22 protein-coding genes are annotated in these 22,841 nt (G+C 64.8%); 15 read left to right on the top strand and 7 right to left on the bottom strand.

The window, feature by feature from the left end; all coding sequences use genetic code 11:
* The first annotated feature begins 36 nt into the window (after positions 1-36).
* The 5 genes from tolQ (at position 37) to pal (ending at position 4,166) form a co-directional block, all read left to right on the top strand.
* Positions 37-741: a protein TolQ gene (gene tolQ, locus CHB73_RS15950; protein ID WP_089275602.1), complete on the top strand. Its 705-nt coding sequence runs from the start codon at positions 37-39 to the stop codon at positions 739-741.
* 9 nt (positions 742-750) lie between these two features.
* Entirely contained in the window at positions 751-1,212 is a 462-nt protein-coding gene (gene tolR / locus CHB73_RS15945; protein WP_089275601.1) for a protein TolR, read from the top strand.
* A 24-nt stretch (positions 1,213-1,236) separates the two neighbouring features.
* On the top strand, positions 1,237-2,151 hold the full coding sequence (locus CHB73_RS15940) for an energy transducer TonB (RefSeq protein ID WP_143337439.1): 915 nt from the start codon (positions 1,237-1,239) through the stop codon (positions 2,149-2,151).
* A 22-nt stretch (positions 2,152-2,173) separates the two neighbouring features.
* Complete coding sequence (locus CHB73_RS15935) at positions 2,174-3,478, top strand: protein tolB (protein ID WP_218819452.1); 1,305 nt, start codon at positions 2,174-2,176, stop codon at positions 3,476-3,478.
* Between the two features lie 136 nt (positions 3,479-3,614).
* The gene (pal, locus tag CHB73_RS15930; protein WP_089275599.1) at positions 3,615-4,166 is read left to right on the top strand and encodes a peptidoglycan-associated lipoprotein Pal; all 552 of its coding nucleotides are present in this window, start codon (positions 3,615-3,617) and stop codon (positions 4,164-4,166) included.
* Between the two features lie 142 nt (positions 4,167-4,308).
* Here the strand turns inward: pal and CHB73_RS15925 are convergent, their stop codons facing one another.
* Positions 4,309-4,770 (bottom strand): phosphatidylglycerophosphatase A family protein, encoded by a 462-nt coding sequence (locus tag CHB73_RS15925; RefSeq protein WP_268806918.1) that lies wholly within the window; start codon positions 4,768-4,770, stop codon positions 4,309-4,311.
* Between the two features lie 25 nt (positions 4,771-4,795).
* Positions 4,796-5,401 (bottom strand): D-sedoheptulose 7-phosphate isomerase, encoded by a 606-nt coding sequence (locus CHB73_RS15920; RefSeq protein ID WP_089275597.1) that lies wholly within the window; start codon positions 5,399-5,401, stop codon positions 4,796-4,798.
* 230 nt (positions 5,402-5,631) lie between these two features.
* On the opposite strand from CHB73_RS15920, the gene CHB73_RS15915 reads away from it, so the two are divergent.
* From CHB73_RS15915 to CHB73_RS15895, 5 genes are all read left to right on the top strand, one after another.
* Positions 5,632-6,816 carry an ABC transporter substrate-binding protein gene (locus CHB73_RS15915; protein WP_089275596.1) on the top strand — a complete coding sequence of 395 codons (1,185 nt, stop codon included), beginning with the start codon at positions 5,632-5,634 and terminating at the stop codon, positions 6,814-6,816.
* A 159-nt stretch (positions 6,817-6,975) separates the two neighbouring features.
* Positions 6,976-7,905, top strand: coding sequence for a branched-chain amino acid ABC transporter permease (locus CHB73_RS15910; protein ID WP_089275595.1), 930 nt, complete (start codon positions 6,976-6,978; stop codon positions 7,903-7,905).
* A gap of 13 nt (positions 7,906-7,918) precedes the next feature.
* A complete protein-coding gene (locus tag CHB73_RS15905) occupies positions 7,919-8,932 on the top strand; it encodes a branched-chain amino acid ABC transporter permease (protein ID WP_089275594.1) in 1,014 nt (337 codons plus the stop codon).
* A 15-nt stretch (positions 8,933-8,947) separates the two neighbouring features.
* Positions 8,948-9,715 (top strand): ABC transporter ATP-binding protein, encoded by a 768-nt coding sequence (locus CHB73_RS15900; protein WP_089275593.1) that lies wholly within the window; start codon positions 8,948-8,950, stop codon positions 9,713-9,715.
* The gene (locus CHB73_RS15895; protein WP_089275592.1) at positions 9,712-10,446 is read left to right on the top strand and encodes an ABC transporter ATP-binding protein; all 735 of its coding nucleotides are present in this window, start codon (positions 9,712-9,714) and stop codon (positions 10,444-10,446) included. The genes CHB73_RS15900 and CHB73_RS15895 overlap by 4 nt, the downstream gene beginning before the upstream one ends.
* Before the next feature lie 85 nt (positions 10,447-10,531).
* On the opposite strand, the gene CHB73_RS15890 is transcribed toward CHB73_RS15895, so the two are convergent.
* Positions 10,532-11,413, bottom strand: a complete 882-nt coding sequence (locus CHB73_RS15890; RefSeq protein ID WP_327438400.1) for a carboxymuconolactone decarboxylase family protein — start codon at positions 11,411-11,413, stop codon at positions 10,532-10,534.
* Between the two features lie 91 nt (positions 11,414-11,504).
* Between CHB73_RS15890 and CHB73_RS15885 the strand changes: the two genes are divergently transcribed.
* Entirely contained in the window at positions 11,505-12,461 is a 957-nt protein-coding gene (locus CHB73_RS15885) for a LysR substrate-binding domain-containing protein (RefSeq protein WP_089275590.1), read from the top strand.
* Between the two features lie 85 nt (positions 12,462-12,546).
* On the top strand, positions 12,547-13,713 hold the full coding sequence (locus CHB73_RS15880; protein ID WP_143337437.1) for a histidine kinase: 1,167 nt from the start codon (positions 12,547-12,549) through the stop codon (positions 13,711-13,713).
* A 26-nt stretch (positions 13,714-13,739) separates the two neighbouring features.
* Here the strand turns inward: CHB73_RS15880 and CHB73_RS15875 are convergent, their stop codons facing one another.
* Positions 13,740-15,518 carry a caspase family protein gene (locus CHB73_RS15875; RefSeq protein ID WP_179217096.1) on the bottom strand — a complete coding sequence of 593 codons (1,779 nt, stop codon included), beginning with the start codon at positions 15,516-15,518 and terminating at the stop codon, positions 13,740-13,742.
* A 547-nt stretch (positions 15,519-16,065) separates the two neighbouring features.
* Here CHB73_RS15875 and CHB73_RS15870 point away from each other — a divergent pair.
* From CHB73_RS15870 to CHB73_RS15860, 3 genes are read left to right on the top strand one after another with little or no spacing between them, the layout of a single operon-like run.
* Positions 16,066-18,603 (top strand): CHASE domain-containing protein, encoded by a 2,538-nt coding sequence (locus CHB73_RS15870; protein WP_179217095.1) that lies wholly within the window; start codon positions 16,066-16,068, stop codon positions 18,601-18,603.
* Positions 18,604-18,620: 17 nt separating this feature from the next.
* Positions 18,621-18,977 (top strand): STAS domain-containing protein, encoded by a 357-nt coding sequence (locus CHB73_RS15865; RefSeq protein ID WP_089275587.1) that lies wholly within the window; start codon positions 18,621-18,623, stop codon positions 18,975-18,977.
* A 4-nt stretch (positions 18,978-18,981) separates the two neighbouring features.
* Positions 18,982-19,413 (top strand): ATP-binding protein, encoded by a 432-nt coding sequence (locus CHB73_RS15860; RefSeq protein WP_089275586.1) that lies wholly within the window; start codon positions 18,982-18,984, stop codon positions 19,411-19,413.
* Here CHB73_RS15860 and CHB73_RS15855 read toward each other — a convergent pair.
* From CHB73_RS15855 to CHB73_RS15845, 3 genes are read right to left on the bottom strand one after another with little or no spacing between them, the layout of a single operon-like run.
* Positions 19,405-20,199, bottom strand: coding sequence for a PilZ domain-containing protein (locus CHB73_RS15855; RefSeq protein ID WP_089275585.1), 795 nt, complete (start codon positions 20,197-20,199; stop codon positions 19,405-19,407). The two genes, CHB73_RS15860 and CHB73_RS15855, sit on opposite strands and share 9 nt — an antisense overlap.
* Positions 20,196-21,212: a glycoside hydrolase family 26 protein gene (locus tag CHB73_RS15850; protein WP_089275584.1), complete on the bottom strand. Its 1,017-nt coding sequence runs from the start codon at positions 21,210-21,212 to the stop codon at positions 20,196-20,198. The genes CHB73_RS15855 and CHB73_RS15850 overlap by 4 nt, the downstream gene beginning before the upstream one ends.
* Entirely contained in the window at positions 21,209-22,837 is a 1,629-nt protein-coding gene (locus tag CHB73_RS15845) for a glycosyltransferase family 2 protein (protein ID WP_089275583.1), read from the bottom strand. The genes CHB73_RS15850 and CHB73_RS15845 overlap by 4 nt, the downstream gene beginning before the upstream one ends.
* Between the last annotated feature and the right edge of the window lie 4 nt (positions 22,838-22,841).

Genomic DNA, 22,841 nt, shown 5'->3' with positions numbered 1-22,841 from the left:
GGCGAACGCCGCCGCTGCCCAAGAGGAGAGACGCGCATGGTGCCTGAAGGCGGATTTTGGAGCATGTTCCTGAGCGCCACGCTGGGCGTGCAGCTGGTCATGGGGTTCCTCGTGTGCATGTCCCTGTGGAGCTGGACCATCATTTTTCATAAGCTGATCCTGTACAATCGGGCCAAAAAGCAGGTGGCGCGGGGCTATGCCCTGTTCAACGACGCGGCGGACCTCTCCGAGGGGCTTTCCGCCATCAGCCGCGACGAGACCTCGCCCCTGTCCAAGGTGGGGCTGCTGGCCGTGGGCGAGTTCCGCAAGCTGGAGCGCGCCGACATCGAGCGCGACCGCAAGCGGATGCTGGTGAAGGACACCCTCCGGCGCGTGCTGCGCCAGGGCGTTTCCGAGGAGATGAAGCGCCTGTCCGCATCGCTCTCGTTTCTGGCCACCTGCGCCAACGCCGCGCCGTTCATCGGGCTCTTCGGCACGGTGTGGGGCATCATGCACTCTTTCCATTCCATCGGCCTGTCGCAGTCGGCCGCGCTCGCCACCGTGGCCCCCGGCATCTCGGAGGCCCTCATCGCCACGGCCATCGGGCTGGTGGTGGCCATCCCCGCCACCATTGCCTACAACTACCTCAACGCCATGCTGGGCGAGGTGGAGACCGAGCTGGTGAACTTCGCGGGCGCATTCTTGAACCGCGTGGAGCGCGAAGTCTCCTGGGCGTCCGGGCCGGGCTCCCGGAACCAGTAGGAGGCGGCCATGGGCGCAAGCGTCGGCAAAGACGGCGGCAAGCGGGGCTACCTTGCCGAGATCAACGTCACGCCCTTTGTGGACGTGATGCTGGTGCTGCTCATCATTTTCATGGTCACCGCGCCCATGCTGACGCAAGGCGTGGACGTGGACCTGCCCAAGACCCGCAGCGTGCGCACCCTGCCTGCGGGCAGCGACCATCTGGTGCTCACCGTCAAGAAGGACGGCGGCCTGTACCTCGACGAGTACAACGTGCCCTTCGAGGATTTGCAGAACCATTTGCTGAACCTGGTGGTGAACCAGAAAAAGCAGCTGTACCTGCGTGCCGACCAGGAAGTCCCCTACGGCATCGTGGTCAAGGTCATGGGCGAGATCAAGAGCGTGGGCATCGAGAAGCTCGGCATCGTGGCCGAGTCGAGCGAAGAGAAGGCCCCGGCCGCCGGGGCGGCGCAACAGCCTGGAAAGCCGTAGCTTTCGGGCCGAGAGGGAACATCCGTGCGGGAATCCCGACGTTCCACAGGGTTCATGCTTTCGCTGGCGCTGCACGCCATGCTTGTGACCCTGGCCATGATGAACCTGAGCGCCACACTCAAGGTGGACATGGACAAGCCCATGTACACTGTGGATTTGGTGTCTCTGAATCCTTCCGAGGATCCGGCCGCAGGGGAGACCGGCGAGGCCGCCGGAGCGCCCCCGGCCCTGGCCGAAGGCCAGCAGGAGGAGCAGGCCGCCGCCGCCATCGCCCCCCCGCCGGCGCCCGCCCAGGCCAAGCCCGAGCCCAAGCCCGCCCCCAAGGTGGACGACGCCAAGGCCATCAGTGAAAAGAAGGTGGAGGAAAAGCCCAAGCCGGAGAAGAAGGAAGACAAGACCCCGCCGCAGCCCGCCAAGCCGGAGGAGAAGAAGCCCACCAAGGAAGAGCTGCTCAAGCAGGCCTTGCAGGATGTGAAGCAGGACGTTTCCGCCAAGGCCAAGACAGCCAAGGCCCCGGCCGCCAAGCCCGACCCCGTGGCGGGCGAGCTGGCCGCCCTGCGCAAGTCCACGGGCGGCAACATCTTTACGGCAGGAGGCACCGGCCCCGGCGGCGCGGGCGGCGGCAAGGGCACGGGCGCGGGCGGCACGGGCACAGGGCTCATGAGCGTCTACGGCGACATCGTGAAGCAGATCATCAAAAAGAATTGGCGGTACCCGGCCTTCGGCACCGAGACCAACGTGGCCGTGACCCTGGAGATCAAGATCGACCCGCGGCAGGGCAAGATCCTGGGGTCAAAGGTCGTCACGTCTTCCGGCAACCAAATTTTCGACAATTCGGCCATGAACGCCGTGGCCCAGACCGAAACCTTGCCCCCCCCGCGCGTGAAGACCCTGGACACCCTGCGCATCACCTTCAACCTGCAGGAAATGCTGAAATAGCTTCAGCATCCCCGAGAACGCAATGAAACTCAAGACCTTGATTCTTGCCTGCCTCATGGTTCTGCTGCTGGCCAAGGGCGGCCACGCTGGCGACGCCCTGTCCGTGGATATTTTTGGTCCCGGCCAGAACAAGGTGAACATTCTCGTGCTGCCCGCGCGCGGCCCAGGCGGCCCTGGCAGCAGCGCGCTGGCCAAGCGGTTCGCCGAAACCGTGCAGAGCGACATCAGCTACCTGCCCTTTTTGCGGCTGGCCTACATGAGCGAGGTGTTGGGCGGCGATCCCAGCAAAGGGCTCAAGGCTGATGAAATCGACTTCAAGCCCCTGCAGCTTGGCCGCATAGACCTGGTGATGACCGTGGGCGGGCGCGGCCAGGACATAGAGGCCCGCGTGTACGAGACCTACACGCGCAAGCTGCTTCTGGGCAAGGGCTACAGCCAGGTGGATGACGGGGGGGTGGCCCTGGTGGCCGACCGCTTTTGCGCGCAGCTCATGCGCGTGCTCACCGGCAAGAGCGGCTTCTTCGACTCGACACTCGCCTTCTCCAAGAAGGTCAATGGCGGCAAGGAGCTGTTCACCTCCTCGGCGTTGGGCCGCGGGCTTACGCAGATCACCAACGACAACGGCTACAACGTGAGCCCCTCCTGGTCCAAGGACGGGCGGTATGTGGCCTACACCAACATTTCCGACCGCGGGCACCGCCTGGGCATATGGGACCGCAACACGCGCGTGTCGCGCCTGCGCAAGTTCGCGGGCAACGTGGCCATCAGCCCCACCTACACCCCGGACGGACGCATCGCCATTTCCCTGTCCACAAGCGGCAATCCAGACATCTACCTGCTGGACGAGCACATGAATCCCGGCAAGGCGCTGGCCCCCAGCTGGGCCATCAACGTCTCGCCCGCCTTCGACCTTTCCGGCCGGAAGATGGCCTTCTGCTCCGGCAGGCTCGGCGGACCGCAGATTTTTCTGCTCAACCGCGACACCGGCGCTGTCGAGCGCATCACCTACGAGGGCAGCTACAACACCCGGCCCACCCTGAGCCCGGACGGACGCTTCGTGGCCTTTGCGCGCCTCACCCCGGAAGGGCAGCGCATCTTCGTGCGCGACCTGGTGGCCGGGCAGGAGCGGCAGATCACCTTCGGACCCGGCAGCGACGAGGATCCGAGCTTCGACCCGGACGGGTATTTCATCTCCTTTTCCTCAACCCGCAACGGCGGCAGCAAGATCTTCATCACCACGCGCTATGGCGATGCGGCACGGCAGTTGCCCACCGGTCCCGGCGACGCCATGGCCCCGGCCTGGGGCGTGGCTCCGGCCCTCAACTAGACGCGGTGAAAAAGGAGCTTGCTTTTCGGTGGAAACAGGCGGAATATCTTCGCCTGGAAAGAGCTTTTGGTGGCGGATTGTTTGAACATCCCGGACGCATCACCTGCGCAAACGCAAGGGAATTGAAGGAGGAATCATGAACGCCAAACGTATTTGGGGAAGCATTCTGATGATGTGCATGTTGGTGGCCCTGGGCGCCGGTTGCGCCAAGAAGTCCGCCGACGTCATGCCCGCCTCGGCCACAAAGGTCGAGATTTCGGACAAGGATACCGATTGGCAGAACCAGCCCGCTCCGGCTCCGCGCGCCCTCACCGAGGACGAACTGCGCGCCCAGCAGCGTGAGGCTGCCCAGCGCGAACTCGGCAACATGATCTTCTTCGCCTTCGACTCCTTTGAGCTGACCCCGGAGAGCCGCGAGGTGTTGAACGCCAAGGCCGAGGCCATGAAGAAGTACTCCCTGTTCAACATCGTTGTTGAAGGCCACTGCGACGAGCGCGGCACCAGCGAGTACAACCTCGCCCTGGGCGAGCGTCGCGCCAAGGCCTCTCAGGAGTTCCTGAACCAGCTGGGCATTCCCGACAGCCGCATCACCATCGTGAGCTACGGCAAGGAGCGCCCCATGGACCCGGGCCACAACGAGGCCGCCTGGTCCAAGAACCGCCGCGACGAGTTCAAGCTGCAGAACTAGCCTGCTGCCGCGAACGCACGTACAAACCGCCGTTGCCTTCGGGCAGCGGCGGTTTTTTGCGTCCGGGATGCGGCGCGGGAATGGGGGGGCGAATGGCGGCCGACTCCGGTTCAGGGACGGCCCTGGGCGGGTGCTGGTGGGCCTAGACCAGGGGCCGCAACAAGGCGTAGGCCCCGGCGGCCAGCAATCCGGCCAGCAGATCGTCCAGCATGATGCCGAACCCGCCCGGAACGGTGCGCTCGACCTGCCGTATGGGCCAGGGCTTCAAAATGTCGAAGATGCGGAAGAGGACGAACAGGGCCAGCATCTCCAGCGGCATGGCCCGTGTCCAGCCCGCCAGGTGAAACGGGGCGAAGGCGGTCCACTGCCCCAGTAGCTCATCCACCACCACGCAGCCAGGATCCTTGCCGCCCAAGGCCTTTTCGGCCCTGCCCGCGGTCCATGCCCCCAGAACGAGCACCAGGCACAACACGCCAACGCGCGCGCCAATCGGCAGCGGGGTGAAGCACCAGGGCGCGGCCAGAAGGGCCGCCAGCGAACCCCATGTGCCCGGAGCTCCGGGCATCCGGCCCACCGGGCCCAGTGTGGCAACGGCAACGGCCAAGCCGCCGCCGCCGCTGGGTCTGGACCTAGCTTCGGCCAAGCTCCATCACCGCCTCGAAGAGAAAGTGGTCCACCACGTGGCACAGCATGTGGCCGGCGGCGATGTGCACCTCCTGGATGAGGGCCGTGTCGCGGCTGGGCACGCTGATGAGGTGGTCGCAGAGCGGCTCCATCTCCCCGGTGGCCGAACCGCACATGCCGATGGTCACCAGCCCCCGCGCCTTGGCCTCGCGCAGGGCCGCGATGACGTTCCTGCTGGTGCCGGAGGTGCTGATGCCGATGAGGATGTCCCCGGCAAGGCCAAGCGCCTGCACCTGTTTCACGAACACCAGGTCGAAGCCGTAGTCGTTGCCGATGGCGGTGAGGATGGAGGTGTCCGTGGTGAGCGCCAGAGCGGGCAGGGGCGGGCGCTCCAGGCGGAAGCGGTTGACGAATTCGGCGGCCAGGTGCTGGCTGTCGGCGGCGCTGCCGCCGTTGCCGCAGAAAAGAACCTTGCCTCCTTCGGTAAGGGCGAGGGCCATGGTCTTGGCGATGTCCACCAGATGCTGCGCGTTTTCCTCAAAGAACGCCTCGCGGACGTTCAGGCCTTCGCGGGCGTGCTCCAGCACCTTGCGCACTGCTTTTTCTGACATGGGGGCTCCGTTTTCGTTGTACGAACGATTTCTTGGCGCAGGGTGGGGAATTACACCAAATCGCCGCCGCAGGCAACGCGGCGTGCTCCATGTGGAAGAAGAATAAAATTCGGTACGCGGGCAAATGACCCGCTTTCGGGAAAAAATCCTTTGAACTCCATTTCCGTTTGGGTTAATGGGAAATACACTAATTGGCCTGGTGGTTTTTTACAAATTTCGGAGGAGGAACGATGAAAACGATGACAGTCAAGGTGCTGATGGCCGTTCTTGCCCTTTCCCTGGGCGCGTTTGCGCTCATGGGCTGCGGCAAGGACAGCGACACGATCAAAGTCGGCTTCAACCTGGAACTGACCGGCGATATCCCGAAGGTGGGCGAGGCTTCCAAATTCGCCGCCGAAATGCTGAAGGAAGACATCAACGCCGCTGGCGGCCTTGAGGTCGGCGGCAAGAAGTACAAGCTCGAGTTCATCTACCAGGACAACGAAGCCAAGGCCGAAAGCGCCGTCAACGCCGCGCTGAAGCTCATCAACCAGGACAACGTCGTGGCCATCGTCGGCCCCAACTCCTCCAAGCAGGCCATTCCGGCCGGCGCCACCTGCAACGACTCCCAGGTGCCCATGGTGACCCCCTGGTCCACCAACCCGGACACCACCAAGGACCGCCCCTGGGTGTTCCGCGCCTGCTTCCTGGACCCCTTCCAGGGTCCCGTGGCCGTCAATTTCGCCTCCAAGCAGTTCGGCGCCAAGACCAGCGCGGTCATTTTCGACATCGCCAACGACTACTCCAAGGGCCTGGCCGAGATCTTCAAGGCCGAGTGGGAGAAGAAGAACGGCGAGGGCTCCGTGGTCGGTTTCGAGTCCCACGGCACCAAGGACCAGGATTTTTCCGCCCAGCTGACCAAGATCATCGCCGCCAAGCCTGACTTCATCTTCGTCCCCGACAACTACAATCAGGTCGCGCTCATCGTGAAGCAGGCCCACGACCTGGGCTACCAGGGTCCGTTCATGGGCTCCGACGCCTGGGGTTCGGCCGAGCTGATGACCCTGTGCGGCAAGGACTGCATCGGCCAGTTCTTCAGCACCCACTATGCCGCGGCCGGCGCGCAGGGCGCCACCAAGGAGTTCATCGACCGCTACAACTCCAAGTACAAGTACGTTCCGGACGACGTGGCCGCCCTCACCTGGGACGCCACCCGCCTGGTGCTCCAGGCCATCCAGTCCGCCGGCAAGGTGGAGAAGGACATCAAGGCCCAGCGCAAGCTCGTGCGCGACGCCCTGGCCAACATCAAGGAGTTCGCGGGCATTACCGGCAACATGAAGTTCGCCGGCACCGGCGACCCCAACAAGTGCGCCGTGGTGGTCCAGATCAGCCCGGAGGGCAAGTTCGAGTTCAAGGAATCCGTCTGCCCCGAGTAGACGCGCGAATGGCATGACGCGCGGCGGGGGCCGCTTTAACGGTCCCCGCCGCCTTGTTTTGCGCGCCAAGGCGTTCCCGCCGCACCCGCCCGACACAGGGCGCAGGCTTGTGCGGACCCGGCCGCGCGCAGGCTCACTCTCAAAGCCAAGGTGCCCCCGGTGGAAATCTTTCAGCATATCCTGAACGCGTTGCAGTTCGGCAGTTTCTACGCCCTCATCGCCCTGGGCTACACCCTGGTCTACGGCGTGCTTCGGCTCATCAACTTCGCCCATGGCGACATTTTCATGGTGGGCGCGTACATCGCCTTCTTCGTGGCGGTGACGCTGCTCGGCACAAGCGATGGCTTCGCCCTGGGCATGAGTCTGAACCCGGCCCTGGCCCTCGCCATCACCGTGCCGGTGACCATGGTGCTGACATCTTTCGTGGGCGTGGCGCTGGAGCGCACCATGTACCGCCCCCTGCGCCGCAAGGGCGCCAACCGGCTGTACGTGGTCATCACCGCCCTCATGGCCGGCCTCATGCTCGAGAACGGCAACCTGGCCTTGCTCGGCGCCAGCCGCAAACGCTTCCCCGACCTCATCGACAAGGTGGTGTGGGATCTGGGCGGCGGCGTGTCCGTGACCAACCTCAAGGTCATCGTCATCGTGGCGGCCATCCTGGTGTTCTTCTTCCTGGAGACCATCGTCAGCAAGACCAAGATCGGCATGGCCATGCGCGGCATCAGCTACGACAAGTTCGCCATCCCGCTCATGGGCATTCCGCTGGACACCATCATCGTGTTCACCTTCATCTTGGGTTCCGGCATGGCGGGGCTGGCGGGCATCCTCTTCGCCATGAGCTACCCCATCCTCGAACCGTACATGGGCGCGCTCATCGGGTGGAAGGCCTTCATCGCGGCGGTGGTGGGCGGCATCGGCGACATCCGGGGCGCCATCGTGGGCGGCTTCCTGCTCGGCTTCATCGAGATCGGCGTTGTGGCGGTGTTCCCCAGCACCCTGCGCGACCTCTTCGCCTTCTCGGTGCTTTTGATCATCCTCTGGCTCAGGCCCACCGGCATCTTCGGCGTGGCGCAGACCACCAAGATCTAGGCGGGGCCAGCCAATGCAGAAACACATCGTCACCATCGGCGTTTTCGCCTTCATGGCCTGCATCGCCGTCCTGGCGCAGTTCGGCGTGCTGGACAGCTATTACATCTCCGTGCTCATGTTCATGGGCGTCAACATCATGCTCGCCACCAGCCTGAACCTGGTGAACGGCTACATGGGCGAGTTCTCCTGCGGGCACGGCGGCTTCATGTGCGTGGGGGCCTACGTCTCCTCCATCTGCACCGTGCTGCTGTTCAGCAAGAACGCCATCCTGGGCGCGCCGCTTTTGCCCGGCCAACTGGCGCTTGTGGGCTTCCCCCTGGCGCTTTTGGTGGGCTCCGTGGCGGCGGCCCTGGCCGGTCTGGTGGTGGCCATCCCCTCCTTCAAGACGCGGGGCGACTACCTGGCCATCATCACCCTGGCCGCCAATTACATCGTCATCTCGGCCATCAACAACATGGAGATAGTGGGCGGGCCGCGCGGATTCATGGGCATGAGCGCCACGGAAAACGGCATGAAGGCCGTGGTGGACATCCCCTGGATGCTCATCTTCGTGATGCTGGGCACCCTGTTCACCGTGTGGCTGCTCCGGCGCTTCGTGTCCTCCACGCTTGGCAAGGGCGTGCCCGCCATCTGCCAGGACGAGATCGCGGCGGAGATCATGAGCGTGGACACAAACCGCATGAAGCTCATCGCCTTCATGCTCTCCTCCGGCCTGGCGGGTCTTGCGGGCGGGCTCTACGCGCACATCCTGGGCTACGTGAACCCGCAAAGCTTCGACATCATGCGTTCCACCGAGATCATGGTCATGGTGTACCTGGGCGGCATGGGCTCGCTTTCGGGCGCCACGCTGGCCGCGGTGCTGTTCACGGTGCTTATGGAAGCTTTGCGCTTCCTGGGCGTGTGGAAGTGGGTGGTCATCCCCCTGGTGCTGATCCTGCTCATGCAGTTCAGGCCGGAGGGGCTTATGGGCAACAAGGAGTTGTCCGACCTGTTCCCCAAACTGCGCAAGTATTATTCGTTCAAATAGCGAGCCGGAGAGAGCATGTCGCTTCTTGAGATACACGGACTCACGCGCCGCTTCGGCGGCCTGATCGCGGTCAACGACTTCAATATCGAACTGGCCGAACGCGAGATGGTGGCGCTTATCGGTCCCAACGGGGCGGGCAAGACCACCGTGTTCAACCTCATCTCCGGCTTTTACCAGCCGAGCGAGGGCAGCATAAAATTCCAGGGCAAGGACACCAGGGGCCTCAGGCCCCATCAGGTGACGGCCCTGGGCGTGGCGCGCACCTTCCAGGGCATCCGCTTGTGGAGCGAGATGCATGTGCTGGACAACATCCGCATCGCCCAGCACTACCGCCTGGGCTACGGCATCATGGACTGCTTTCTGCGCACCAAGAACTACGTGACGCGGGAAAAGGCCATCGACACGATCGCCTGGGAGCTTCTGGAGGCCATGGACCTGAAGGACTGCGCCTATGAACTGCCCAGGAACCTGCCCTACGGCGTGCAGCGCCGGGTGGAGATCGCCCGGGCCATGAGCGTCAAGCCCTCGCTGCTGCTCCTGGACGAGCCCGCAGCCGGGCTCAATTCGGCGGATGTGGAAGGACTCATCAAGCTGGTGCGCTGGATACACGACACCTTCCCCGTCACCATCTGGATGATCGAGCACCAGATGACCGTGGTCATGAGCCTGTGCACGCGCATCAAGGTCATCGACTTCGGGGCCACCATCGCGGACGGCACCCCGGAGCAGATCCAGAAGAACCCCACGGTCATCAAAGCCTACCTTGGAGACGACACGATTTGAACACGCTCCTGGAAGTCAAGAACCTCAAGGTTCGCTACGGCAATATCGAGGCCCTGCACGGCATCTCCTTCGACGTGAAGGAGGGCGAGATCGTGACCTTGATCGGCGCCAACGGCGCGGGCAAGTCCACCACGCTCATGAGCATCTGCCGCCTGCCGCCCCCGGAGGCCCCGCGCGTCACCGAGGGCGACATCATCTTCAAGGGGCAGAGCATTCTGAACGTGCCGCCGCACAAGGTGGTGTCCGACCTGGACATGGCCCTGGTGCCCGAAGGGCGCCGCATTTTCGGCAACCTGACGGTGGAGGAGAACCTCAAGCTGGCCACCTACGCCCGCACCGACGGGCACGAGGCCACCGCGCGCGACTACGATCGGGTGTACACCCTGTTCCCGCGCCTGGCCGAGCGCAAGAAGCAGCGCAGCGAGTCCCTTTCCGGCGGCGAGCAGCAGATGCTGGCCCTGGGCCGCGCCATCATGAGCAAGTGCGGTTTCCTCATGCTCGACGAGCCCAGCATGGGGCTGGCTCCGCTCTTGATGTACGACATGTTCCGCACCTTGAAGGAGCTGAACCGCGAGGGCCTGACCATCCTCTTGATCGAGCAGAACGCCAATCTGGCCCTGCGCTTCGCCCACCGGGGCTACGTGCTGGACACCGGCGAGATTGTGGCCCAGGGCAGCAGCGAGCAGCTGCTGGCCGACCCGGAAGTCAAAAAGGCGTACCTGGGCGGGTAGGATCGCGTCATCCCTGCAAAAGCCTCAAGGGCGGACCGTTTGCGCGGCCCGCCCTTTTTTTTCGTCCCACAGCTTCGCCCCGGCGCTATTGCGCGGTTTGCGCCTCCTGAAACGCCTCGCGCAGGGCGGAGAGGGCGTTCAGGCTGGCGGGAAAGCCCGCATAGGCCGCCATTTGCATGGCGACCTCCACAAGTTCCTGACGGGTGAGGCCAACGTTCAGGCCCGCACGGGCATGGACCTTGAGCTGCGGCCGCATGGTGCCGCGCGCCATGGCCGCCGCGCACATGGCGATCTCCTTGCGCCGGGCCGAGAGCACCGGCCGCGAGATGACGTCGCCGTAGGAGAAGTCCAGGATGAATCCGGCCATGTCCGGCGCCATGTCCGCAAGCGCATCCAGCACCTGCTTGCCCGCGCCCGTGCTTGTGGCCTCCAGTGCGGCCAGACCGCGTGTCCTGCGGTCCCCCGTACGCGGGGCCGGGGGGGCTGGCCGCACCCCGCGTTGGCGGAACACCTCCCGCGCGCACCCCAGCGCATTCAGCCCGGCCGGAAAGCCCGCGAACACCGTGCTGACATAGAGGATTTCCACCACCTCCTGCGGGCTCAAGCCCAGGTTCAGCGCGCCGTCCATGTGGAAGCGGAGCTGCGGCTCCGCGTTGCCCAGCGCGGTCAGCGCGGCAATGGTGGCCACCTGCCGGTCCTCTGCGGCAAGCCCCGGCCGGGCGTAGATGTCGGCGTAGCCGAAGGCCACGACCATTTCCACCATGTCCGGCGCAATGTCGTCCAGGGCTGCGCGCAGGTCTGCCTCGGCCCTGGGATTCAATCGTTCCAGTTGCTCTCGTCCCGTCTCCATGCGCTTCTCCTCCATGGCTCCTCCCGTGGGGTGCAGTTCTTCGGCCCCAGTCGCCTGGGGCGCGGTCCAAAGCGAAAGCAGCGTCAGCATCGTCAGGAACGTCCGTCTTCGCAACATGAGGCCTCCTTGTTTGCGGCAGCATAGGGGGATCTGTCGTGCATGTGAAATATATCTTGCACTGCTGATTGATATGTTTCATATATGAAATATGGAGCTGAGACACTTGCGCTATTTTCTCGCCGTGGCCGAGGAACTGCACTTCGGCCGTGCGGCCGCGCGCCTGCATTTGGCCCAGCCGCCGCTCTCGCAGCAGATCCGCGCGCTGGAGGAGGAGATTGGTGCGCGGCTGTTTGAGCGCAGCAGCCGCAGCGTGCGCCTCACCCCGGCCGGAGCGGCGTTTTTGGCGCGCGCGCGCGAGGTGCTGCGCCAGGCCGAGGAGGCCTCCGGCGTGGCCCGGCGCATCCACGCGGGCGAGGCCGGGGAGCTTGTGGTGGGTTTCATGAATCCGGTGATGGACGCGGTGTTGTGCCGGGCATTGGCCGCGTTTCGGGCCGCCAGGCCGGGCGTGGCCCTGCGCCTGCGCGAGCTGCCCACACCGGCGCAGTGCGACGAACTGCGCGCACGGCGGCTGGACGTAGGCTTCATCCGCCTGGCCGCCGGGGTGGACTTGAGCGGCCTGGACACCAGACTGGTGCTGCGCGAGCCCTATGTGCTCGCCCTGCCGGAAGGCCACCGTCTGGCGAGCCTCACCGTGGCACCACTGGCGGAGATCGCCGCGGAGCCGCTGATCCTGTTTCCCCGTCAGGCCATGCCCGTCCTGCACGATGCCATGCTGTCCGCCCTGAAGGGGGCGCTTGGCCCGGCCGGTGGCGAACCCCGTATTTCGCAGGAGGTGAACGGCAAGCACGCGGCGCTATCGCTGGTCGCCGCCGGATTCGGCCTGTGCCTTGTTCCTGCCTCGGCCCGGGACTGGGCGCGGCGGGGGGTGGTGTTGCGAAGCGTGGAGCCGGGATTGCCGGTGGTGGAAATGGCTGCTGCCTGGCCCAGGGGCGACCGCAACTGCGCAAGGGAAGTGCTGATGCAAAACGCTGAGGACGTGGCGTCTGGACAAGCCGCCTTGTTCCTTTCCGCACACGGCTTGCCAAGCCCCCCCGCCGGGGTATAATGGCACCTGCTCCCGCGCGTTTGCCCCGCGCGCAGTGCGTACCGCTAAGCCCGTGAGTAGCCAGATGCCAAGCCGATCCCGTCAAATGCCGTGTCCTGTTCCCCCGCGTCCCCTGCGCCAGGAACTCCTGTCCATCATGGGCGAAGCCCCGGCCCCGGTGCGCCGCGCCATGTGCGACCTCCTGCACTCGGTGAAGGCGGGGCTGGAGGCCGCTGGCAAGCGCCCGGTCTTTGTGGATGGCCGGGCCAAGGTCTATGACTGGCGTTCGCTTCTGCCCATGCTGACGGATGTCCGCGCCGCGCTGGACAAGCCCGTGGCCGCGCGCCTGCGCCGCCGGGGCAAGGCCAAGCAGGCGCTCAGCCACATGGAGCAGCAGTTTGCGGTCATGCGCCGCTCCCACGAGGATCTTTCCCTCACCCTGCAGATCATTTACGCGCTCATCAACGTGGGCGGCGAATTCCAGACGCCCGAGGAGGTGATGGAGCAGAGCGCCGAGGTGCTGACGGAGCTTCTGGAGGCGGACCTCTTCGTCTGCCGCCTGCGCGACGCCAGCGGCGAGTGGATCAACGTGGCCGCCAACACCGCCCATGGCACCAGCACGCCCATTCTGGTGCACGCCCTGGAGGAGAGCATCCCCGGCCATCCCGTCATGCAGGCCGTGGCCGGCAAGAAATGGAGCTACGTGCTCTCGAACAACCTCATGAGTTCCGAGCGCGGCGGCGAGTCGTATGACTGCGTGGCCTATCAGGAGGGCTACCGCTCACGTCTGGCCTTCATCCTGCGCGGGCACGACACCCGGCCTTTCGGCCTCATCATGCTCTATTCGCGCTCGGTGGATTTCTTCAGCCACTACGACCACAGCTTCCTGTCCGACTGCTCGCGCATCGTGTCCCTTACCGTGGGCTCGCGTCTGGAGGTCGGCCGCGATGCACTGGCCAAGGCGGCCGGCGGCATGGCGCATGTTGGCAACAACGCCCTCTCCGTCATCAAGAATTGCCTGGAGCTGGTGAAGGAGGACATGGAGGCCGTGCTGCACTCCGCCACGGCCCAGGCCCTGCGGCAGATCGGCATCGGCTTCGACATGGGCCGCGAGATCGAACTCATCGGCTGCGCCCTGAGCGGCGCGGAACGCCTGCGCGGGGCCATCGCCAACCTGCTCGACGCCGTGGACCACCCGCGCATCATGCACTACATCCGGGGCGAGGAAGTGCTCGACCTGGACCCCAACACCTGCCCCGGACCGAAAGACTAGCCCGCGCCCGGATAGCGGCCTTGGCGTCAGCGTGCGTCGGGCAGCCGCACCAGCCAGTCCATGCCGCCCCTGCCCTGACCGGAGTCCACCTTCACGCGGATTGCCGACAGGTCTCTTCCAAGTTCGGCGCTGTATTTATAGGTGAGTCCGGAGCCGCCGAGAAAGAGCAGCCCGACCCGGAAGTCGCATTGAAAACTCAGGGCGTTTCCCTGGAGCAGGATGTTGGTGATGCTCACGAGCCGCATGTGCTCACCGGCGCCGCCCGCAGTCCCCACCAGAACCCCGTCTTTGACGGCGAACTCAATGACCATGGGGCTTGGAGATTCCTTTTGTCCCCAGGCGATGGCGTACCGCCCCGCGAGACGATTCTTCACGTCCATGGCCTGGGCCAGCAACTGGTGATTTGGACTTCGCTGGCCTTCTGGCACCAGGGCGGCGTAGTTTTGCAGCCGTGCAAGCCCTTCTTCATATTGCAGGCTGCGTTCCGCCGCAGTGGCCTGGCAAAGCAGCACCAAGGCGCGGTCCGCCCCGGCCTCGGCAGCCAGGGCGAACAGATGCGGGGTTTCGGGCTTGCGCGCCATCCCCGCCAGGAGAGCTTGGGCAAGCCGAACTCCCGGCGTCTGCGCGCTGGATTCCGAGAGCCGCTTGACCTGATAGGCGGCATCGGCGTCCTGCTCGGCGAACACCAGTGCGATGGCTAGTCCTGCGCGTGCTTCGGCATCGTCGGGATTGCCCTGTATGGCGCGCTGAAAATGCTCCCGCGCATTGGCCTGACCGGCGCGGGCCAATTGTGCGAATTGCGCCGCATGGGAAGAAGCGGTCGGCGTCTGGACGCCCTTGATGGGCTGCTTGGGGCGGGGGGCCATGGCCAGCAGCTTGGCTTGCTCCACCTTTTGCCGCTCAGCCTCCAGGCGCTCCTGTTCGGCCTGGAGGGCCTGCATTTGGGCCAGCTGTTCCTTTTCCAGCTTGAGGCGCGCCGCCTCTTCGGCCAAGCGTTTTTTCCGGGCTTTGGCGTCGAATTCCGGCGTTGCGGGGAGCGGCGCGAGCTGGGATGCGGGCGCGTCCTGCGGGTTGAAAAAAAAATCTCCGGTGAGGCTTGAGGACTCCCAAGGCGTCTGCCGCCGATCCGTATCGCGGAGCACACCGATGCGCACCCGCTTGAGCATGGCTTCAATGCTTTGCCCGGGCGCGCGCATCTGCTCCAGCAAGTGCCTGGTGTATACGCCGTTTCTGCCCGTGCCGTCCGCTGCTACGGAATCTGGCGCTGTTGCGTAGCCGATGAGCGTGCCCGTGGGCGCGTCCATTTTGGCCAGGCCCGCGTCCGCGCTGCGCCAGGAGCGGGCGAAGGGGTTGTTGCGGCAGGCGTCAAGGAGCAGGATGTTCAGCCCATTGCCGGCGTTTTCCATGCGGCCCAAAACCCGGTTGGCGTCCAGGCACGCGCTTCGCACATCCTGCTCCACAAGAATGCGTGCATCCACCGGAACCAGATAGTTGACGCCCTTCACCTGCAGCCCATGCCCCGCGAAGAAGAAAAGCCCTGTGCCGCCTTGTCGGATGCTGGCCCAGAACTGGTCCAGCGCGTCCTCCATTTGGCGCAGGGTGGCGTTTTCCCGAAGCATGACCTCGAAGCCCAGTTTTTGGAGCTCTGCCGCCATGTCTCGCGCATCGTTGGTCGGATTTTTGAGGGGGGCGTCCTTGTACGCGCCGTTGCCGATGACCAGAGCGACACGGCGCTCGGCCATGGACGGGGTTGCAAGCAGGGCGAGAATGCAGGGGACGAGCAGCAGACGGGCGGCGATGGGCATGGGCGCCTCCTGATGCGAGACATCGTAGCAAAGCGGCAGACTGCGCACAAGCGCCCGTGCGTTTTCCCCTTGTTGAAAACGCAACGGCTGGCGGGGTGAAAGCAGTGTCCCGTCCCCGCCTGACGGCCGCAGCCGGGCAGGGTGTTGAGACGGGAATGGGGTGCGCCTTCTGCGTTTTCGAGCAGTTGCCGCGCACGCTACAGAGCCCCCCGGTCTTTGGGGGCCAGAGGCCCCATGATGACGCGCCTTCAGTGCGCGGAACAGGGAACGGCAGACCGCTGATAACGCCACCGTCGCCAAGACTGCGCGGCCCGTCCGCAGGCTTCCGCGGCAAAGGCGATCCGTCCGTTGTAGACGAGAAACCTCTTGCGCTGGCATGACGTTTTGCGAGATATATCGAATTTGATGTCCACCCAAGGCAGGGCCGTGCACCATGGCAGACCGCATTGAATCCGCCCCCCGCACGCAAGGAGACGCCAGAACATGGCTTGGCCTTGGGAGCCGCCCGTCGCCACTGGTCCTGGGGCTTATTCTGCTTTGCCTCATTTTGACCGCGATCGGGTGGCACAACGCCTCGACCCTGACCGACACGCTCGCCAGGGCGCGTTTTTCGGGCAGGACGAAGGAAATAAGCCTGGCCATAGAGGACCGTCTTTCCACCTACGAAATGGCCCTTCGCGGGGGGCGGGCGATGTTCGCCGCACTCGGCCAGCCCAGCCGCGCCCAATGGCGCGGTTACGTGGCCAAGCTCAACATCGCGCAGCATTATCCCGGCATCCAGGGAATCGGCTACACGATTCTGGTGCCCCCCTCCGACCTGCGGCGGCACGAAAAGACCGTGCGGGCCGAGGGATTTCCCGAATACGCAGTGCATCCACCGGGACGGCGCGACATCTATACCGCCATCCTCTACCTGGAGCCCTTCGACACGCGGAACCAGAAGGCGTTCGGCTACGACATGTTCAGCGAGCCGGTGCGCCGGACGGCCATGGAGCGGGCGCGCGACACCGGGGATCCTGCGGCCACGGGAAGGGTGACCCTGGTGCAGGAGACCGATGCGGACGTGCAGGCCGGGTTTCTGCTGTACATGCCCCACTATGAACCGGGTGTCCCCGTGTTCACCGTGGAAGAGCGGCGTGCCGCCTTGCGCGGCTACGTGTACAGTCCCTTCCGCGTAAACGACTTCATGCGGGGCGTTCTTGGCAAGACCCTTCCCGGCTTGGGGCTGGAGATATACGACGGCAGTGCCGCCACCGAAGACGCGCTGTTGTTCCGCAGCGAGAACCACGGCTCCTTGCGGGACAGCGGCCGTACTCCGATGTTCGAGTTGCGGCGCGAGGTGATGACCTATGGCAGACCGTGGACCCTGGTGTTCCGTTCCCTGCCGGAGTTCGAGGCCACGGTGGACCGCTCTGTGCCGCGCATGGTCCTGGCGGGCGGCATCTGCATCAGCCTGCTGCTCGCGCTGTTCGTGCAGTCCCTGCTGGGCACCAGGGCGCGGGCGCTTTCCCTGGCGGAGGCCATGACATTTGAGCTGCGCGAGAGCGAAGCCCGCTTGGCCGCCGTGCTGGAGAACGCGGTGGACGCCATCTTCACCGTGGGCGGAGACGGCCTGATCCGCTCGGCCAACGCGGCGGCCTGCCGGATTTTTGGCTACGCCCAGGAGGAGCTGGTTGGCCGGAACGTTTCGCTGCTTATGGCCGAACCCTTTCGCAGCCAGCACGATGGCTATCTTGCCCGCTATCTGCGCACCGGTGAGCCGCATGTCCTGGGCAAGGGGGGACGCGAAGTGCAGGGCCTGCGGAAGGACGGGTCAAGCATCCCCCTGGAGCTGACCGTGGGCGGCATGGTCATCGGCGGGGAGAATCTGTTTACGGGCATTGTGCGGGATGTTTCCGAGCGCGCGCAGGCCCGCCAGAAGCTGGAGCAGGCCAACGCGGCCCTGGCCAAGAACGAACAGTTTCTCAAGTCCATCACCAACAACATCCCCGGCATGGTGGGTTACTGGAACGCCGACCTGAGCTGCGGATTCGCCAACGACGCCTACCTGCTATGGATCGGCAAACCCCTGCACGAGGTCATCGGCAAGAGCTTGCCGGACCTGCTCGGGCCTGAAGCCTTCTCGCAATACGAGCGTCAGGTCCGCGGCGTTTTGCGCGGCGAACCCCAGCACTTCGAGCGCGAACTGGTCAATGCCGATGGCGATCATCGCCACGCCCTGGCGCACTACATCCCGGATGGGGAACCTTCGGATGTGCGCGGGTTCTTTGTGCTGGTGAACGACATTACCGAATTGAAGCGCGCGCAGGTGCAACTGGAGGAACGCCAGCAACGCCTGCAGGCGGACCTGGAGGCCGCCGCGGAGATACAGCGCAGCCTGCTGCCCAAGGAGGGCACATGCAGCCTGGGCCTGGAGTGGGACTATCGTTTCATGCCCAGCGCCACCATCGGCGGCGACATCTTCAACGTGGTCTGCCTGGGACCGCAGCACACCGGCCTGTACATGGTGGACGTGAGCGGCCATGGCGTGCCTGCGGCCCTTGTCTCCGTTTCCGTCGCCCAGGAGCTGTCGCTGGCCGGAAACATGCTTATGGATACGCTCACGCAGCAGCCCCGCTCTCCGGAAACCGTGCTGCGCCTGCTGGACGAGGCCTTCCCCATTGAACGCTTCGATAAGTTTTTCAGCATGTTCTACATGGTCTACGAGACCAGGGGCGGCATGTTGGCCTACTGCAACGCCGGGCATCCTGCTCCCATGTTGTTGCGGTCCGATGGCCGCACCGAATTGCTTGAGGATGGCGGCACCCTGGTGGGCATGGGCATGGGGAACACCTATGCGCTTGGCCGGGCCGTCATCGGCGATGGCGACCTGCTCTTGATCTACACCGATGGCGTTACGGAGTTGGAGAACCCGGACGGCGAGCAGTTCGGCGAGGTCAGGCTTTGGGAGGTGTTCTCCGAATGCGTGGGGTGGACGCCGCAGCTGGTGCTCGACCGCACCGTCGGCACGCTCCAGGCGCACGCCGATGGCCGCCCGCCCGACGACGACATCTCCATCATGTGCGTGCGCTTCACGGCAATCTGATTTTTGGGGAGGAACGCATGGAATTTACGGACAGGACCGAACAGGGCGTGACGGTGGTTCTCGCCAAGGGCCAGCGCCTGGATGCGGCGGCCGCACCAAGGCTCAAGGCCCATATGGTGGATTTGATCCAGGCGGGAGGCCAGCGTTTTGTGCTCAACCTGGAGCAGGTGGACTTCATGGACTCAAGCGGCCTGGCCTCGCTGATGTCGAGCATGAAGACATTGGGCGGCCGTGGCGAAATGGCCGTATGCTGCCTGGGCGAGAAGGTACGCAAGCTCTTCGCCATCACCCGGCTGGACCGGGGCGTTTTCCGCATTTTTGAGACCGAGGCCGAGGCTGTCTCCACCTTGGCCGCAGGCCCCCGCACAGGGTGACGCCATGCAGTCCATAGACCTGAGCATAGCGAGCAGGCTGGAGCTTGTGTACCTGCTGGGACTGGCGGTGCGCGGCGTTTGCCAGGGCCTCCCCCTGTCCCGGGACGAGGCGGACGCCTTGGAACTCGCCACGTGCGAGGCCGCCAACAATTCCATCAAGCACGCCTACAAGGGGCGGCCGGACGGCATGGTCCGGGTGACCCTTGTCGTGGACGGTACGGGGCTGGTCATTTGCGTGCAGGACCAGGGCGAACCGCTCAAGGACCGCACGAAGCTCACCAACGACCTTGCCGTGGCCCAGAGCCTGGAGGATTTGCCCGAGGGAGGCATGGGTCTCTACCTCATTCGCACCGCCGCCGACAGCGTGGGGTACAAGGCCGGAAATCCGAACAATGTCCTCGTCATCCGCAAGGCCTTCGGCAAAGCCTCAGAGTGAGTTGATGTAGAGCAGCACACAGGTGTTGTGGTTGGACAGGAGCTTGCGTTCCAGTTCCTTGATGGCGCGGAGGAACAGGCCCACGGTCTCGTCGCCCAGGGCTGCGTTGAACATGTCGATGTAGAATTCCGGATCCATGGCCCGCCGCAGCTCGTCCAGGTCCAGGCGCTCCAGGGCCTGTTCGCCGTTATCCTCGGCCTGGCGCAGCAGAGCGGACAACGTGGTCATGTGCGTCTGCACGTTGTGCCGCACTTCGTCGATGACGGCTTCCCGGAACAGGAGATACTCCTCGCGCTCCAGGTCGCTTACGCGGGAAAAATAGGCGCTCAGGTGCTTGAGGTAGATGAGGATTCCGCGCTTGAGCAGCACCGAGTCCTTGAGCACGCGGGCCAAAAGATGGTCCAGTCCGGAAAAGCCGCCAAGGTCAATGGCTATCTGTCGGCTGTCCAGGGTAACGAATACCGGGTAGAGCGCGGGCGAGGCCTCGTCCAGCACCACCCCGGCGTACTGCGCCTCCTGCTCCTCGTCCCATCTGGTCCAGGTCACCACGCCGCTGTGCAGCATCTTGCCGCCAAGTTCGAAGGGCAGGTGCAGGTTCACGCGCTGCCCCTGACGCAACAGCTCCCGCGAGGCCAGCCACCGGGGCAGGGTGACGCCGACTCCGCCCGGGCTCACGTCCAGCAGCAGGTATTCGAAGGTCTGGTAGTCCTCCGCGCGCGACCCAAGGAACGGAAGCACCACGCTCTCGATGTCGAGGCGCTTTTCGCGTCGCCGTGATGCGTTCATGGACGTCTCCCGGAGAGTGTTTTCAGCCAGGCCGGGTCGTCGGACAGGAACGGACGCGCCAGCGGCGCGGGATCGCGCGGCACGTTTTTGCGCAGGGGCCAGTCCAGTTCCTTGTCCACCTCGAACCAGGTCACGGCGGCAAGGCCCCATTCTGCGGCCGCGCCAAAGGCCTCGGCGACCCATGCGGCCTTGTCGCCCCCGGCGGATGCCGACGCCGTCTCGAAGACCATCACCGGCTTGGCCGGGGCCAGCTGGCGCAATGCGTTGAACAGCGGCCCGAAGATGTCCCGGAAGGAGCGGAAGGAGCTGTCGTACCCGTGAACGGCCTTGCTGTGGCTCGTGCCCCAGTTGTAGCCGTCCATGCCAAGCACATCCACAAGGTCGTCCCCAGGGTAATAGGCGGCGGCGGTGTTCCAGGGGGCCGCGGGAAGGGAATCCACGTTGGGGCAGAACACGAACAGGACGTTGTCCGCGCCCTCTGCCCGAAAGATGTCCGCCACGCGGCGGAACAGCCCTTTATAGAGCATCGGGCTCTGCGGACCGTACCCGCTCTTGTCCGTGCCCCAGTGGTAGCGCTCCAGGTTCATCTCGTGGGCCAGGCGCAGAAGCACCGGCGCGCCGAAAGCCTTCAGCTCCTGCGCCACCGCGGTTATGTAGCCGTCGTATTCTCCCCCAAGGATGCGCGCTGCGGGTATTGTCTGCTCCCGCCCGCCTTCGCCTATGCTCATGGGTTCCCAGGTGAGGCACGGGACAGCCCCGGCCGCGCGGATGGTCTCCAGGCTCGATGTGTGCGATTCCCACGCCCCGGTCGGGTCGGCGGGCCACTGCGCATAGAAGAGCACCAGCCGCACGGGCAGTCCGGTGGAGGACTTGGCCGCCGTGATCATGGCGGGGGTGACGGGGAAGCCGTCAAGGGCCACGCCAAAGGTCGTGGCGTTTTTGGGCGACGCGCCGCAGGCGCCCATGGAGGCTAAAAGCAGCGCGGCGAGCACGGTGGACAGGGCGCGCCTCATTCCCCTACCTCCGGAAAGTTGAAATGCAGCGCGGTGCACAGAATGGCGAAGTGGTACAGGCACCAGCCGGAATTGGTCAAAAGGGCCAGGGTGGGCCCGTCGCCATGCCACAGGCGCAGCATACCCCAGGTAAACCCGCCCAGGCAGGCCAGGGCCAAACCCAGTTGCGGCCATAGCCTGAGCATGGGCAAGGAGGTGCTGCCGCCCTTGGGCGTGATGCCGAAGCTGCCCCGCACGCCCAGCACGGCCAGCAGCGAGGCCTTCATGTACACCGGGAAGGTGACGGCCTGCAGCAGAATGCCCTGGGCCAGCTCCCAGAAGCGGTATTTCCGCTGGCTCATGGAGTACAGGAAGATGGTCACCGTCAGGATGATGTAGGGCATGAAAAACAGCAGATAGAGTTCCGGATTGGCGAAGTAGCTGGGCGTGTCCGTGAACAGGTACAGAAGCGGGCACACGGCCATGACCAGGAACACCCAGCCCACGAAGTAGTGGGTGCTGGAGAGGAAGTACTCCCACCACTTGGCCGCTGGCAGCCGCTGCGGCCCACGCAGGAACTCCCGTACGATGGACCGCAGCAGACCCACGGTGCCAAGCGCCCAGCGGAACTGCTGCTTGAAGTAGCCGCCCAGGTCCTCCGGCCCCATGCCGAAGGCGCAGACTTTGTTCAGGTAGGCGCTGCTCCAGCCGTTGACGTGGAAGCGCAGGCTGGTGGCGAAGTCTTCGGTGACGGAGCTTTCGTCGAAGCCTCCCACGTCCTCCAAGGCCTCCCGGCGCAGAATGACGTTTGTTCCGCAACAGAACATGGCGTCCTGGGCGCTTTTGCCCTCGCAAATGTATTCGTAGAACACAGCCTGCTGCAGGCCGGAGGCCTTGGCCACCAGGTTGGCCTCGAAGTTGGAGTAGTACTGGGGCGTCTGGATGAAGGCCAGGCGCTTGTGCTTCTCCATGAAGGCCACCAGGGGCTCCACGAAATCCGGCAGGGGGTTCATGTCGGCATCGAAGACGATGACGTACTTTTCGGTCTCGCCGTCGCGTGGCGCGTCCCCATGGGAGGTCAGCACGGCCTCGGCCACGGGGCGGCCCGCCAGGAAATCCAGGAAGTCGTTGATCATGCCGGCCTTGGCTCCGCGCCAGGGCCGCCGGAAGAGGTTCACTTCAAGGCGGCGGCACAGGTCGTCGATCCGCTCGCGGTATTCGGCCATGGCCGCCGGATTTTCTCCGGGTTTGTCGTAGCGGGTGTCGTCCAGGAAATAGATGCGCTTGTTGGAGTACGTGAGGTTGTAGAAACAGGTGAGCGTGTCCTCCAGAACATCCAGCGGCTCTTTGTAGGAGGCCACCACGATGGCCACGGGCGGGTGGCTTTCCAGCGGAGGAACCGTGTCCCGCGTGATGCGCGGAGCGTCCCCGGCGCGCAGGCCATGGTACACGTTGAGGAAATAGCCGAAGGCGTGGAGCATGGTGAAGCCCTCGGCCAGCAGCAGCAGCACGCCGACGGTGATTTCCTGCCAGAGCCGGGCGGACAGGAGGAAGAGCAGTGTCCGGGCCATGAGGTAGAGGAAGATGGACAGCATGGCCGCCGAAAGCGCCGTGGCGAACAGTCGTGTCCTCATTCCGCTAGCCATCGCC

The sequence above is a fragment of the Humidesulfovibrio mexicanus genome, from assembly GCF_900188225.1.
Lineage (GTDB): Bacteria > Desulfobacterota > Desulfovibrionia > Desulfovibrionales > Desulfovibrionaceae > Humidesulfovibrio > Humidesulfovibrio mexicanus.
This window is presented reverse-complemented; position numbering and strand designations above follow the sequence as displayed.

What these genes read in the sequence shown, in the direction of transcription:
- tolQ (WP_089275602.1), top strand. Translation starts at nt 37, where the DNA reads ATGGTGCCTGAAGGCGGATTTTGGAGCATGTTCCTGAGCGCCACGCTG.
- tolR (WP_089275601.1), top strand. Translation starts at nt 751, where the DNA reads ATGGGCGCAAGCGTCGGCAAAGACGGCGGCAAGCGGGGCTACCTTGCC.
- CHB73_RS15935 (WP_218819452.1), top strand. Translation starts at nt 2,174, where the DNA reads ATGAAACTCAAGACCTTGATTCTTGCCTGCCTCATGGTTCTGCTGCTG.
- pal (WP_089275599.1), top strand. Translation starts at nt 3,615, where the DNA reads ATGAACGCCAAACGTATTTGGGGAAGCATTCTGATGATGTGCATGTTG.
- CHB73_RS15920 (WP_089275597.1), bottom strand. Translation starts at nt 5,401, where the DNA reads ATGTCAGAAAAAGCAGTGCGCAAGGTGCTGGAGCACGCCCGCGAAGGC.
- CHB73_RS15915 (WP_089275596.1), top strand. Translation starts at nt 5,632, where the DNA reads ATGAAAACGATGACAGTCAAGGTGCTGATGGCCGTTCTTGCCCTTTCC.
- CHB73_RS15905 (WP_089275594.1), top strand. Translation starts at nt 7,919, where the DNA reads ATGCAGAAACACATCGTCACCATCGGCGTTTTCGCCTTCATGGCCTGC.
- CHB73_RS15900 (WP_089275593.1), top strand. Translation starts at nt 8,948, where the DNA reads ATGTCGCTTCTTGAGATACACGGACTCACGCGCCGCTTCGGCGGCCTG.
- CHB73_RS15890 (WP_327438400.1), bottom strand. Translation starts at nt 11,413, where the DNA reads ATGTTGCGAAGACGGACGTTCCTGACGATGCTGACGCTGCTTTCGCTT.
- CHB73_RS15885 (WP_089275590.1), top strand. Translation starts at nt 11,505, where the DNA reads ATGGAGCTGAGACACTTGCGCTATTTTCTCGCCGTGGCCGAGGAACTG.
- CHB73_RS15880 (WP_143337437.1), top strand. Translation starts at nt 12,547, where the DNA reads ATGCCGTGTCCTGTTCCCCCGCGTCCCCTGCGCCAGGAACTCCTGTCC.
- CHB73_RS15875 (WP_179217096.1), bottom strand. Translation starts at nt 15,518, where the DNA reads ATGCCCATCGCCGCCCGTCTGCTGCTCGTCCCCTGCATTCTCGCCCTG.
- CHB73_RS15865 (WP_089275587.1), top strand. Translation starts at nt 18,621, where the DNA reads ATGGAATTTACGGACAGGACCGAACAGGGCGTGACGGTGGTTCTCGCC.
- CHB73_RS15860 (WP_089275586.1), top strand. Translation starts at nt 18,982, where the DNA reads ATGCAGTCCATAGACCTGAGCATAGCGAGCAGGCTGGAGCTTGTGTAC.
- CHB73_RS15855 (WP_089275585.1), bottom strand. Translation starts at nt 20,199, where the DNA reads ATGAACGCATCACGGCGACGCGAAAAGCGCCTCGACATCGAGAGCGTG.
- CHB73_RS15850 (WP_089275584.1), bottom strand. Translation starts at nt 21,212, where the DNA reads ATGAGGCGCGCCCTGTCCACCGTGCTCGCCGCGCTGCTTTTAGCCTCC.
- CHB73_RS15845 (WP_089275583.1), bottom strand. Translation starts at nt 22,837, where the DNA reads ATGGCTAGCGGAATGAGGACACGACTGTTCGCCACGGCGCTTTCGGCG.